The sequence below is a fragment of the Streptomyces sp. SD15 genome (assembly GCF_054462255.1).
This window is the reverse complement of the sequence record NZ_JBTLMO010000009.1, coordinates 128,382-140,775: the sequence shown is the minus strand read 5'-3', so window position 1 is coordinate 140,775 and position 12,394 is coordinate 128,382. Positions and strand designations below refer to the sequence as shown.

Here is a 12,394-nt window from a genome sequence, read left to right as displayed (position 1 = left end):
GGTGCTCAGAACTCCTTGAAGAGCGCGTCGGTGGTGGTCACGAACGCGCAGCGGCCGGCGGCCCAGCGCAGGGCCATGTCGTGTTCGTCGCGGGAGAAGTCGGCGACGGCATCGGCGACGACGAACGCCTGAATGTCCCGCATCCACGCGTCGCAGGCGGTCACCAGCACCCCGATGTGCGCGTACACACCCATGACGACCAGCTGGTCGCGGCCCGCCTCACGCAGCAACTGCGCCAGCCGGGTGCGGACGAAAGCGCTGTACTTCCACTTGGTCAGGACCCTGTCGCCGGGCTGTGGCGCGACCTCGTCCGGCACGGCGAGGGCATCGGCGTCGTCGGCGACGCCGGGGCCCCAGAAGTCGAGCTGGAGCCCGCGCTGCTGGGGCGTCTGGCCGCCGCGCTGCGTCGAGTAGACGACCGGTATGCCGAGGCCGCGGGCGCGCTCCAGCATCCGGCCGGTGTTGCCCAGCATCCCCGTCAGCGGCTGCTCGCCGGACGGGAACGCGCCGAGGAAGTGGTTCTGCAGGTCGTGGACGAGCAGCACGGCGCGGGCGGGGTCCGCGGTCCAGGCGACGCGGTTCTCCGGCAGCTCGTCCGCTGCCGGCAGCGGATAGGAGGCGATGGCGGGAAGTGCCATGAGAAAGAGCCTTTCAGTGCTGCTCGGTGGCAGCCGCGGCGGACCGCAGCCCCTTCTTGCTGACCTTGCCGACCCCCGTCCGCGGGAAGGCGTCGACGAACTCGACGAGATCGGGGATCTTGTAGTCGGCGATGCCGCGGTCACGGACGAACCGCTTGATGGCGACCGGTTTCAGCAGCTCTGCGCTGTCGCGGAGGATGACGTAGGCGAGGGAGCGTTCCCCGAGGTATGCGTCGGGCACCGCGACCACGGAGACGTCGTGCACGGACGGATGGGCGAGGATGATGTTCTCCACCTCCTCCGGTGCGAACTTCTCCCCGCCCCGGTTGATCTGGTCCTTGGCCCGGCCCTCGACGACGAGGTGGCCCGTCGGGGTGCGGCGCACGATGTCGCCGGTGCGGTAGAAGCCGTCCGGTGTGAAGGCGCGCGCGTTGTGGCCGGGGGCGCGCCAGTAGCCGCGGATCGTGTAGGGGCCGCGGGTCAGCAGGTGCCCGAACGCGCCCTCGGGGACGTCGTGTCCGGTGTCGTCGACGATGCGGATCTCGTCGTCCGGGGAGATCGGGCGGCCCTGTGTGGTGATCACGGTCTCGAAGTCGTCGTCCAGTCGTGTGTAGTTGACGAGCCCCTCGGCCATGCCGAAGACCTGCATCAGCCGGCAGCCCAGGGCGGGTTCCAGACGGCGCGCCGCCTGCTCGCTGTACTTGGCGCCGCCGACGAGCACCAACTCCAGGCTCGACAGGTCGTGTTCCGTCGCCGGACCGGCCTCGGTCCACACCAGGGCGAGCGGCGGCACCAGCCCCGTCATCGTGATCCGCTCCTGCTCGATGAGCGGCAGCGCCGTCGCCGGGTCGGGGCCGGGGGACAGCACGACGGTGCCTCCGGCATACAGAGCGCCCAGCCAACCCGGCGAACTCATCGGGAAGTTGTGTGCGGCCGGCAGGACGACGAGGAAGCGGGTGTCCGCGTCGACGCCGCAGATCTCGTTGGAGCCCCACAGCGAGTAGATGTAGTCGTCGTGGGTGCGCGGGATGAGTTTCGGTACTCCCGTCGTACCGCCCGACAGTTGGAGGAACGCCAGATCGTGGGGCTGTGGTCCGGCGGGCAGGACGACCGGGTCGCACGGCACCTCGGTGAGCGCGGTGTGCTCGCCCGGGTCGCCGGCCACGAAGACGTGCCGCAGGCTCGGCGTGCGTTCCTTGATGCGCGTCGCGAGCTCGCGGAGGTCGAAGCCCGCGTGCCGGTCGGGGATGACGTAGGCGACGGCCTCGGCGAAGGAGCAGAAGTGGCCGATCTCCGTCTCCCGGTGCGCGGGCAGCGCGTACACGGGCAGCGCGCCGATGCGGAACAGGGCGAAGACGACCTCGATGAACTCGCCGATGTTCGGGAGCTGCAGGACGACCCGGTCGCCCTGGGAGATCCCGCGCGCCGCGAATCCGGCGGCCAGTCGGTCGGCGCGCTCGTCCAGTTCCCGGTAGGTCCAGGTACGGCGCTCAGGGGCCGGGTCGACGAGGGCGATCCGGTCGGGGTGGGCGGCGGCGCGCTCACGCAGTACGCCCCCGAAGGTCTCGCCGCGCCAGTAGCCCGCGGCGCGGTAGCGCTCGGCGAACTCCCGGGGCCACGTGGGGGCGTCGATCCCCGGGGTGGTGGCGGACACGGTCACAGCGAAGCTCCCACGGCGTCGAGAAAGGTACGGAACTTGGCGCCCGTCTCCGCGGTCTCGGCCTCCGGCGACGAGGAGGCCACCACCCCGGCGCCCGCGAACAGCCTGAGCGAGCGCCCTTCGGCCTCGGCGCAGCGGATCGTCACGACCCACTCGCCGTCGCCGTCCGCGTCCTGCCAGCCGACCATGCCGGTGTACGGGCCGCGGTCGAAGGGCTCCGACTCGGCGATGACGGCGCGGGCCACGTCGGTCGGGGTGCCGCACACCGCCGGGGTGGGATGCAGGGCGGATGCCAGCTCCAGGGCGGTGACGTCAGGGTCGGCGAGCTCGCCCGTGACGGTGGTCGACAGGTGCCACATTGCCGCCGTACGTACCAGTGTGGGCCGCTCGGGCACCTCCAGGCGGGTGCAGAACGGCGCGAGCGCCTCGCGTACGGCGTCGACGACGACGGCGTGCTCGTGCAGGTCCTTGGGCGACTCCAGGAGCGCCGCCGCGCGTCGGACGTCCTCGGCCAGGTCGGGGCTGCGTGGCGCGGATCCGCCCAGTGGGTTGCCGATCAGGCGGCCGCCTCTGCGGGCGACGAGCAGTTCGGGGCTGGCTCCGATGAGTGTGCGACCGGGGCCGCTGGGGACGGCGAAGGTGTACCCGGCAGGGTCGCGGCGGGCCAGGCGGCTCAGCATGGCCGGGAGATCCGGCTCGTCGGGTGAGGTCAGCTCCAGTGTGCGGGCGAGGACGACCTTGGTGTACTCCCCGGACCGCATCCGCGTCACCGCGTCGGCGACCGCCTGGCCGTACCGCTCGGCCGCCGGAACCTCCCGTACCTGCCAGACGGTGCCCTCCAGGGGGAGCGGCCCGGGCAGGGCGATGAGCGGGTCCTGACGCAGCGGCGGCGCCCACTGGACGGACCGGGGGGAGGCCAGCGAGTGCGGTGCGTCCGGGGCGAAGGGCACGGAGCCGACGACGATCGGTGCCACGGCGCCGGCCCGCCGCAGTGCGTTCAGTACGTCGCGCACCCGCCATGTCAACGGCCGCGTGTCGTGGGGGACGTGGGCGGCGGCTCCTTTGCCCAGCAGGGTGTGGTGGGGCGAGGCGAGGAACCGGTCGGTGCCCGGGCGGTAGGCGTCGAGCAGGGCGGTTGCCGCGCCGGGCGAGACCAGCGGCGTGGCTGTGGGTTCGCGCAGAGAAGTGGACATCGATGTCTCCTGCGGGGGAGGGAACGGCCCGGGGTCGGCGGAGCCTGTGGGACGGGCGGGCTCAGGCCCGCAGGGTGGCGCCGCCGTCGACGTACAGGTCGTGCATGGTGATGTGACGCGCGCGGTCGGACACGAGGAAGGCGACCGCCTCGGCGACGTCGGAGGGGTCGGCGATCCGGCCGAGCGGGATGCCGGTGCGGTGCGTCGCGAGGTCTCCCTCGACGACGCGGCGCTCGGCGGCTGCCGGGTCCTGGTCGTCGGAGGCGGTCCACATCGCGCGCTGCATGTCGGTCAGAGTCGAGCCGGGGGAGACCGTGTTGCAGCGGACGCCCCGTGAGGCCACCTCCAGGCCCAGGCATTTGGTGAACATCACAGCGGCGGCCTTCGAGGCGGCGTAGGCGGACAGGCCCACGCGGGGAATGCCGGCCGCGTTCGAGGCGACGGTGACGATGGTGCCGCGGCCGCGCGCGGTCATGCGGCGGGCGGCCGATCGCGAGACGTGGAAAACACCGCTGGTGTTGACGGCGAACGTGGCCGCCCAGTCCTCGTCCATCAGGTCCACGACCTGGGAATCCCGCAGGATTCCGGCGACGTTGACCGCGATGTCCAGCGCGCCGAGCGCGCGCTCGGCCTCGGCCACGAGGGCCTCGACGGCCGCGGCGTCCGTGACATCCAGCGGGCGGGCGGTGACCTGGTCGCCGTACTTTCCGGCGAGTTCCTCCACGCCCTCGGGATCCAGGTCGGTGGCGAGTACGCGGGCGCCGCGTTCCACGAGCGCCGTCACCACCGCCTTGCCGATACCCCGGCCCGCGCCGGTCACGAGGGCGAGCCGTTCGGAGAGTTCAGGGTCGGCACTCACTTGACCATCGCCTTCCGGATGTCGTCGAGCACCGAGACCGCCGCCTGAACACCGCCCAGGCTCGTCCACTTGGAGCCGTTCATCGCGGTCGCGTGCTTGTTGCGTACGGTGTTCAGCTGCCGGTAGGCAGGCTTCTCGGCCAGTTCGTCGAGGAGTTCGGCGTCCGATCCGGTCGAAGACAGGGTGCCGACGCACAGCCAGTCGCCGTTGATCTCCTCGATGTTCTCCTCGCTGATCGGCGTCGAGTGGCCCTCGCCCTTCTCGGTCTGGATACCGGGCTGCTCGAAACCGATGCGCTTCAGGATATCGCCGATCATCACGCCCTGCCGCACGACGGCTGTGCCGTACGCCGAACAGCGGGCCACGGCCCCTCCCACCTGGGCCTGGGCACCCGAGCCGCCACAGCGACACCGGCCCTCGCGACCGCCCACGGTCACCGGTTCTGGAAGAGGGCCGGGAGCTCGGCGATCAGTGTCCGGCGCCTGCTCGGTGATCACGCCGTCCTCCACGACAACGTGACACCCACGCGGGGACACCAACCCGTCACGTTGTCCCCGCGATGCGCGAAAGAGGACCCCGGGCTAACGTGAAGGTGTCATCGACGATGACCGTGCTCGCGGCACCGCAGGTCCTGGGCTACTCCGTATCGAAGGCCGACAGGAACCCCTGGCCCCAACCCCTGGCCCCTCGCGAGCGCCACCCACCGCGCGCTGCGGCGCATCCGGTGCCCGACGGGTTCACCACGACCGATCCGCGCCCCGAGTCGGAGACCGAGGCGCGGATCGAGGGAATGCAACGGCTCATCGGGCGCATCCGTGAGGCGGAGGCGAGGAGCGAGATCCCGTGAGGTCTACGGCAACCCGTGCACGTGCGGCCCCACCGCGTTCGACCACGCGTTGCCCGCCGCCGCGTCCCAGTTCGTCGACCAGGTCATCGCGCCGCGCAGGTCCGGGTACGTGCGCGACGGCTTGAAGGTGCCGCAGCCCGTGCCCTTGGCCAGGCAGTCCAGCGCGTTGTTCACCACGGACGGCGACACGTAACCGCTGCCCGCGCCGCTGGTCGAGGCCGGCAGGCCCAGGCCCACCTGGGACGGGGCGAGGCCGCCCTCCAACTGGATGCAGGCCAGCGCGGTCAGGAAGTCGACCGAACCCTGGCTGTACACCTTGCCGTCGCAGCCCAGCATCGAACCGCTGTTGTAGTACTGCATGTTGACGATGGTGAGGATGTCCTTGATGTTCAGGGCGGTCTGGAAGTAGGCGTTCGACGTGGACTGCATGTCGATCGTCTGCGGCGCCATCGTGATGATCAGCGAGGCGCCCGCCTTTGCCGAAAGAGACCTCAGCGCCTGCGTCATGTACGTCGCGTTGAGGCCGTTCTCCAGGTCGATGTCGACGCCGTCGAAGCCGTACGTCTGCATGACCGAGTAGACGGAGTTCGCGAAGTTCGTCGCCGAGGTCGCGTCGTTGACGGCCACCGTGCCGTTCTGGCCGCCGATCGAGATGATCACCTTCTTGCCGGCCGCCTGCTTGGCCTTGATGTCGGCCTTGAACTGGTCGACCGTGTAGCCGCCGAGCCCGGCCGAGTCGAGGGCGAAGCTCACCGCGCCCGGCGTGCCGGTGGCGTCCGCGAACGCCACCGCGATGATGTCGTACGCGGACTGCACGTCGGAGATCTTCTGCACCGTCGCGCCGTTGTTGAAGTTCTGCCAGTAGCCCGTGACGGCGTGCTTGGGCAAGGCGCTGCCACCGCCGGTCGACGCCGTCGTCGTGCCCGTCACCGCCGCCGACTTCGCCGACTCACCGGCCGAGTTGGTCGCCGTGACCTGGAAGGAGTACGACGTCGAGGCCGCGAGACCGGAGACGGTCGCCGACGTTCCCGTCGTCGACTGCACTTTCGTACCGCCCTGGTAGACGTTGTAGCCGGTCGCGCCCGACACCGTGTTCCAGGACAGGGAAACGGACGAGGAGGTGGTGGACGAGACGGCCGGAGTGGTCGGCGCCGCGGGGATCGTCGGGGCCGGGTCGCCGCCTCCGCCGCCGTCGGGGCCGAACACCGAGAGGTCGTCGGCGTAGTACGCGGCCTGCCCGTACCAACCGTGCGTGTACACCGTCACCGAGGTCGTCGACGCGCCCGTGGTGAAGGTGGTCGTCAGCTGCTTCCAGGAAGAGGAGTCGGGCGTCCAGGTCGACACGTCCGTCGTGCCCGTGCCGGTCGCGCCGAGGTAGGCGTACCCGCCCTGCACCCAGGCGCTCAGCATGTACGTCGAGTTGGGCCGGACCGCGACGGACTGGGTGCACCGGGCGTTGTCCTGCCCGGCGGGCGTCGCCTTGAGCGCGGCCGAACCGCCGTGCACCGGCGAGGAGACGGTCGTACCGCTGCTCGCGGAACACGTCCAGTTGCCCAGGCCCGACTCGTAGCCGGCGTTCTTGGCGTTGTTGACGTCCGCGGCCGAGGCCTCGGTGGCGAAGCCGGTCAGGGTGAGGACGGACGCGGTGAGTACGGCGGCCAGGGCTCCGGCCCATGTCCGTCTGCGTGGGGGCATGCCTGATACGCGGTCCACTGGGGCCTCCGGGGAGGGGTGGGGGAGGGGAACGGAACGGTGGCCACCGTTGTGGACGTACAAGGTGGTCCAGACCAATCGGGTTGTCAAGACCCCTGAACCCCCAACCCTCTTGCGGGAGGGCTGAGTTGTGGCATATGCGTCTCACTCTCCGTTGATCAAGCTGCACCTTCGGTGAGTTGATCTTCCGAAGTCGGTGTTGAGCGGGGCATGCCGTGGATATGGTGCAGATGCAGGAGGACGTCACAGTGGCGATCTGTGGCCATCTGTGACGGTTCATGGCCAAACAGGGGCGATCTGAGGCGGTGGTTGACCACCCCGCCGCAGTGAACGGGGTGTGTGCAGCGTGCCGACCGCGATAGCCGTCACCAGTCCCGACCTGGTGCTCCCGCCGCACGACCGGCAGACCCCGCCCGCGGTCGTCCAGCCCCTGGACAGCCTCGAAAGCTCCCTCACCGCGATGCACACCCTCATCGAGCAACACGGGTACGTCATCTCGCTCTACCCGGCGTCCGTTCCCACCGAGGTCACGCAGCGACTGCGCACCGTCCGCTCCGTCCTGGAGAGCGACCGCATCGCCCTGCTCGGCATCGACCTGCCGCCGCTCGGAGTCGCCCTGCTCGCCCAGCAGTTGCGGCAGCTGTCGGTCTGCGACTTCAGTCCGGGCGTGCTCGCCTCCTCCGCCCGGCTGCTCGCCCACTACATCTACGCGGGCGCCCTGCTCGGTTCGGTCGCCAAGCTCGACCGGGTCCCGGTGACGTTGAAGTCGCACGCCAAGTCGTGGGTGCCGGGCGCCCAGTTCGCCGTACTGGCCAATCCGCGACCGCAGCTCGCGCGGATCGGCCAGGAGGAGCTGGCCGGACCCGAGTTCGGCACCCGGCTGCTCGTCGCCTCGGGTCAGCCGCCGTCCGACTGGGTCACGGCCACGCTCGCGCCCGCCTGGCGGGTGCAGGGAGTCGCGACCGTGCCGCTGCCGCAGGAGTCGGCGCGCTGGTGGGGCACCACCAAGCTCGCCGAGTTCGCCGCCGGTCTGTACGACGTCTCCGTCCTCTACCAACTCGTGTCGTCCGTCCGGCGGGAGGAGTGCCACTGGTGCGGCCTCGAACTCATCGGTGACCGTTGCGGGTTCTGCGCCGCGCCACTCCCGCCCCCGCAGGAGCTTCCGGCCCCGGCCATCCGGGCAGCATCTTCTGTACGCGCCCTGCCCCGAGGTGCCACATAAGCCGCACAGGCACGTCCATGCACACCTGTGCATCACCCCGGGGGGCAACCCCCGGACCCCCGGCAGAAAAAGCAGGCCCGCTCGACTACCCGGTACGCCCCCACGAGGTGAGATGTAGTGAACTCGCGCCAGCGCCGCGGCGTCATCCTGCTGGTCCTCTCGGTCCTGTGCGCCCTGGGCGCCTTCGCCGGAGTGCTCTCGGTGATCCGTGACGTGAACTCCAAGGTCGGCCCGGAGGTGGCGGCGTACCGCCTGAAGAGCGACATCGCGCCCTACAAGGAGCTGTCGGCCGACCAGTTCCAGAAGATCTCGATGCCCGAGCGCTGGCTGTCGGACACGGCGGTCACCGACCTCTCCCAGATCCGCGGGAAGATCGCGGTCACCACGCTGGAGAAGGGCTCCCTGCTCCAGAGCGACATGATCGTGGACCGGCCCGCGCTGGAGGCCGGCCAGCAGGAGATCGCGATCATGATCGACGCGGCGACGGGCGTGGCCGGAAAGATCGACCCGGGCTCACGGGTCAACATCTACGCCACCTTCAAGGCCGAGGACGGCAAGGGCACCGACCAGTCCAGGGTCATCGTCGAGAACGCCCGCGTCATCGACGTCGGCAAGCTCACCGCCCTCGACCCCGACCAGTCCAGCTCCGAACGCAGCCGCACCGCCACCCAGGCCGTCCCCATCACCTTCGCGCTCGGCACTACCGACGCCCAACGCGTCGCGTACGCCGAGTCGTTCGCCGAACACGTCCGGCTCGCCCTGGTCGCGGGCGGCTCCGACTCGGCCGTCGCCCCCGGCGACCGCACGTACACCCTCGACGAGGACAAGTAGGAGGCCGCGCATGAGGTCCACGCCCACGGGGCTGTGCCGATGACCATTCGTATCCTCTCGGCCGTCGGCGACATCGACTCGGCCCGCGCGCTCGCCACGCTGCTGAGCCAGCTCGCGGACGCCGAACCCGCCCCGCCCGTCCCCGACTCCACGGCCCTCCTCGACACCCTCGCCCGCCTCGCGGCCGAGTCGCTCGACGAGCTGCCCGAGGTCGTCCTCGTCCATGAACGGATAGGCCCCGTCCCGGCGTTGGACCTGATCCGGGACCTGGTGCTGCGCTTCCCGGCTGTCGGCGTCGTCCTCATCACCGCCGACACCAGCACCGGTGTCCTCACCGCCGCGATGGACTCCGGCGCCCGCGGCATCATCGGCCTGCCCCTGGGCTACGACGCCCTCGCCGAACGCGTCCAGGCCGCGGCGGGCTGGTCGCTGGGCATGCGCCGCCACCTCGGCAGCGGTACGCCCGAGCTGTACGCGGGCCCCGGCGGCACCGTCGTCGCCGTCACCGGGGCGAAGGGCGGCGTCGGTGCGACGGTCACGGCCGTCCAACTCGCCCTTGCCGCCCAGGCGTCGGGCCGCAGCGTCGCCCTGGTCGACCTCGACCTCCAGTCCGGGGACGTGGCCTCCTACCTGGACGTCCAGTTCCGCAGGTCGATCGCCGACCTCGCCGCGATCAGCGACATCAACCCGCGCGTCCTCCAGGACGCCGTCTACACCCACGACAGCGGCATCGGCCTGCTCCTCGCCCCCGCCGAGGGCGAACGCGGTGAGGAGGTCACCGACCGGGTGACCCGCCAGGTCCTGTCCACCCTGCGCTCCCGCCACGACGTGGTGGTGGTCGACTGCGGTTCACAGATGAACTCCGCGACCGCGGCCGCCGTCGAGATGGCCGACCAGGCGCTGCTCCTCGTCACCCCCGACGTCGTCGCGGTCCGCGCCGCCAAACGCATGGTCCGCATGTGGGACCGCCTCCAGATCCGCAAGGCGGAGGAGACGACGACCGTCGTCAACCGTTTCGCGCGCGGTACGGAGATCCAGCCCTCCCTCGTCGAACGCGTCACCGGCACCAAGGTCGCCCGCTCCGCGGTCCCCGCCGCCTTCAAGGAACTCCAGTCCGTGGTCGACGCGGGCCGGCTCCAGGACCTCGACGCCCGCTCCACGGTCAAGCAGGCGCTGTGGGCGCTGGCGGGGGAGCTGGGGCTCGTCGTGACCCAGGAGACCGGCGGCAGGCGTCGTAAGGCATCCGCCGACCGCGGGGTGCCGGCCCTGCGGCGACGGGGCGGCGACCGGGGCGCGGTGACCCTCGAATTCGCCGGAATGTTCCCGCTCCTTCTCGTCGTGATGACGATCCTGTGGCAGTGCGTGCTGTACGGCTACTCGTACTCGTTGGCCGGGAACGCGGCGGACGAGGCGGCTCGGGCGGCCACGGCGGCGTACGCGCTCGACGGTGACGCCGACGGGGCCTGCGAGACGGCGGGGAGCAGGCATCTGCCGGGCGCCTGGGACGGGGCGGAGATCGTCTGCACGCCGGCGGGCTCCGTCATGAGGGCCACCGTCCAGGTCGACGTACCGCTGTTCTTCCCGGGCTTCGACGCGGGGTGGGTCGTGAGAGGGAGCGCGGGCGCGGCGCTTGAGGGAGGCGACGACGGATGAGGCCTTTACGGAGGCTGAGGCTGAAGCGTGGGCTCCGCGACGACCGGGGCGTCTCCATGCTGGAGTTCGCCGGGTTCCTGCCCATCCTGCTGGTCGTCGGGATGGCCGCCATCCAGCTGGGTCTCATCGGGTACGGCATCAACCAGGCCGGTTCCGGGGCGCGGGCCGCCGCGCGGGTCCAGTCGCAGGGAGGCAACGGCACGGCGGCGGGACAGGCCGCCGTGAGCGGATGGCTCACCCCGCAGGTGACGCCCGAGGACGGGCCCGACCTCACTACCGCCACGGTCCAGGTCACCGTCCCCGGAGTCATTCCCCTCCTGGGCCCCTACACCCTGACCCGCCGCGCCACCATGCCCACCGACGACTGAACCGACGCCCGAACCCACAACTGAACCGACGCCCGAACCCACTACCGAACCCACGACTGACCGAGAGGAGCCGAACCCCATGAGCCTGCGTTCCCGCCTGTCCATCCCTGACGAGTCAGGCCCCGCCCGCGAAGACGGACACCTCGTCGCCATCTACCGCGCCAAGCTCCTCGAAGAGATCGACCTCGCCGAGATGTCGAGCCTGGCGGCGGCCGAACGCCGGGTACGCCTGGAGCGCGTACTCGGCCACATCATCAGCCGCGAGGGCCCGGTCCTCTCCTCCGCGGAGCGCGCCCAGCTGATCCGCCGCGTCGTGGACGAAGCGCTCGGCCTCGGTGTCCTCGAACCGCTCCTCGCCGACGCGTCGATCACCGAGATCATGGTCAACGGGCCGGACTCCATCTTCGTGGAGCGAGCGGGACGCGTGGAACAGCTCCCCCTCCGCTTCGCCTCGAACGAGCAGCTCATGCAGACCATCGAGCGCATCGTCTCCACGGTCAACCGACGCGTCGACGAGTCGAACCCGATGGTCGACGCCCGCCTCCCCACCGGCGAACGCGTCAACGTCATCATCCCGCCGCTCTCCCTCACCGGCCCCACCCTGACCATCCGCCGCTTCCCCCGCGCGTACACGCTCCCGGAGCTGATCGGCCTCGGCTCCCTCGACGAGCAGATGCTCATGCTCCTCGCGGCCTTTGTCCGCGCCCGCTTCAACGTCATCGTCAGCGGCGGCACCGGCAGCGGCAAGACGACCCTGCTCAACGCCCTGTCGGGCCTGATCCCGTCCCACGAACGCATCATCACCATCGAGGACTCGGCCGAACTCCAGCTCCAGCAGGAGCACGTCATCCGCCTCGAGTCCCGCCCCCCGAACGTCGAGGGCAAGGGCCAGATCACCATCCGCGACCTGGTCCGCAACTCCCCGCGGCGGTGAGACCCTCGACATGCTCCAGGCCATGTCGACCGGCCACGACGGTTCCCTCGCCACCGTCCACGCGAACTCCGCCGAGGACGCCCTGATGAGGCTCCAGACCCTCGGCTCGATGTCCGAGGTGCAGATCCCCTTCGAGGCGCTGAAGGACCAGATCAACTCGGCCGTGGAGGTCGTCGTCCAGCTCTCCCGGCACGCCGACGGCTCCCGCAAGGTCACCGAGATCGCCCTGCTGGTCTCGCACGGCCGCGAACAGTTCCGCATCGTGCCCGTCACCCGCTTCGTCACCCGACCCGTCGGCCCCGACCGCGTCGTCCACGGCCACTTCGAGCATCTCCCGCTGCCACGCCCGGTCGCCGAGAAGCTGTACGTCGCGGGCGAGCCGCTGCCGCCCGCCTTCGGGGTCGTCGAGGCCATCGACGTACTCGACACAAGGCAGGCCATCGGATGACATCCCCCACCTCCGACACCCCGGAAGG

At 70.8% G+C, this 12,394-nt stretch carries 11 protein-coding genes and 1 pseudogene; 6 read left to right on the top strand and 6 right to left on the bottom strand.

The genetic code is table 11. From position 1 onward, the window contains the following. Positions 1 to 5: 5 nt before the first annotated feature. The 5 genes from ACX28W_RS11815 to ACX28W_RS11795 all read right to left on the bottom strand — a co-directional run bounded on the left by ACX28W_RS11815 (position 6) and on the right by ACX28W_RS11795 (position 4,715). Positions 6 to 638 (bottom strand): isochorismatase family protein, encoded by a 633-nt coding sequence (locus tag ACX28W_RS11815; RefSeq protein WP_458998848.1) that lies wholly within the window; start codon positions 636 to 638, stop codon positions 6 to 8. Positions 639 to 651: 13 nt separating this feature from the next. Next, positions 652 to 2,298 (bottom strand): (2,3-dihydroxybenzoyl)adenylate synthase, encoded by a 1,647-nt coding sequence (locus tag ACX28W_RS11810; RefSeq protein ID WP_458998847.1) that lies wholly within the window; start codon positions 2,296 to 2,298, stop codon positions 652 to 654. Further along, a complete protein-coding gene (locus tag ACX28W_RS11805) occupies positions 2,295 to 3,491 on the bottom strand; it encodes an isochorismate synthase (protein ID WP_458998846.1) in 1,197 nt (398 codons plus the stop codon). The genes ACX28W_RS11810 and ACX28W_RS11805 overlap by 4 nt, the downstream gene beginning before the upstream one ends. Positions 3,492 to 3,552: 61 nt before the next feature. Beyond that, the gene (locus ACX28W_RS11800; protein WP_458998845.1) at positions 3,553 to 4,350 is read right to left on the bottom strand and encodes a 2,3-dihydro-2,3-dihydroxybenzoate dehydrogenase; all 798 of its coding nucleotides are present in this window, start codon (positions 4,348 to 4,350) and stop codon (positions 3,553 to 3,555) included. Then, the gene (locus ACX28W_RS11795; protein WP_458998844.1) at positions 4,347 to 4,715 is read right to left on the bottom strand and encodes an ABC transporter substrate-binding protein; all 369 of its coding nucleotides are present in this window, start codon (positions 4,713 to 4,715) and stop codon (positions 4,347 to 4,349) included. The genes ACX28W_RS11800 and ACX28W_RS11795 overlap by 4 nt, the downstream gene beginning before the upstream one ends. 239 nt (positions 4,716 to 4,954) lie before the next feature. On the opposite strand from ACX28W_RS11795, the gene ACX28W_RS11790 reads away from it, so the two are divergent. Beyond that, positions 4,955 to 5,197 (top strand): hypothetical protein, encoded by a 243-nt coding sequence (locus tag ACX28W_RS11790; RefSeq protein WP_458998843.1) that lies wholly within the window; start codon positions 4,955 to 4,957, stop codon positions 5,195 to 5,197. Between the two features lie 3 nt (positions 5,198 to 5,200). Here ACX28W_RS11790 and ACX28W_RS11785 read toward each other — a convergent pair whose 3' ends face one another. Continuing rightward, the gene (locus tag ACX28W_RS11785) at positions 5,201 to 6,892 is read right to left on the bottom strand and encodes a chitinase (protein WP_458998842.1); all 1,692 of its coding nucleotides are present in this window, start codon (positions 6,890 to 6,892) and stop codon (positions 5,201 to 5,203) included. A 364-nt stretch (positions 6,893 to 7,256) separates the two neighbouring features. Between ACX28W_RS11785 and ACX28W_RS11780 the strand changes: the two genes are divergently transcribed. From ACX28W_RS11780 to ACX28W_RS11760, 5 genes and pseudogenes are all read left to right on the top strand, one after another. Further along, the gene (locus ACX28W_RS11780; RefSeq protein ID WP_458998841.1) at positions 7,257 to 8,132 is read left to right on the top strand and encodes a hypothetical protein; all 876 of its coding nucleotides are present in this window, start codon (positions 7,257 to 7,259) and stop codon (positions 8,130 to 8,132) included. A 117-nt stretch (positions 8,133 to 8,249) separates the two neighbouring features. Next, a complete protein-coding gene (cpaB, locus tag ACX28W_RS11775) occupies positions 8,250 to 8,963 on the top strand; it encodes a Flp pilus assembly protein CpaB (protein ID WP_458998840.1) in 714 nt (237 codons plus the stop codon). 39 nt (positions 8,964 to 9,002) lie between these two features. Continuing rightward, on the top strand, positions 9,003 to 10,616 hold the full coding sequence (locus ACX28W_RS11770; protein WP_458998839.1) for an AAA family ATPase: 1,614 nt from the start codon (positions 9,003 to 9,005) through the stop codon (positions 10,614 to 10,616). Continuing rightward, complete coding sequence (locus ACX28W_RS11765) at positions 10,613 to 10,984, top strand: TadE/TadG family type IV pilus assembly protein (RefSeq protein ID WP_458998838.1); 372 nt, start codon at positions 10,613 to 10,615, stop codon at positions 10,982 to 10,984. Before ACX28W_RS11770 ends, ACX28W_RS11765 begins: the two co-directional genes overlap by 4 nt. 79 nt (positions 10,985 to 11,063) lie before the next feature. After that, positions 11,064 to 12,366: pseudogene (locus ACX28W_RS11760) on the top strand (CpaF family protein). The last annotated feature ends 28 nt before the right edge of the window (positions 12,367 to 12,394 follow it).

What these genes read in the sequence shown, in the direction of transcription:
- ACX28W_RS11785 (WP_458998842.1), bottom strand. Translation starts at nt 6,892, where the DNA reads ATGCCCCCACGCAGACGGACATGGGCCGGAGCCCTGGCCGCCGTACTC.
- ACX28W_RS11770 (WP_458998839.1), top strand. Translation starts at nt 9,003, where the DNA reads ATGACCATTCGTATCCTCTCGGCCGTCGGCGACATCGACTCGGCCCGC.
- ACX28W_RS11815 (WP_458998848.1), bottom strand. Translation starts at nt 638, where the DNA reads ATGGCACTTCCCGCCATCGCCTCCTATCCGCTGCCGGCAGCGGACGAG.
- ACX28W_RS11765 (WP_458998838.1), top strand. Translation starts at nt 10,613, where the DNA reads ATGAGGCCTTTACGGAGGCTGAGGCTGAAGCGTGGGCTCCGCGACGAC.
- ACX28W_RS11790 (WP_458998843.1), top strand. Translation starts at nt 4,955, where the DNA reads ATGACCGTGCTCGCGGCACCGCAGGTCCTGGGCTACTCCGTATCGAAG.
- ACX28W_RS11805 (WP_458998846.1), bottom strand. Translation starts at nt 3,491, where the DNA reads ATGTCCACTTCTCTGCGCGAACCCACAGCCACGCCGCTGGTCTCGCCC.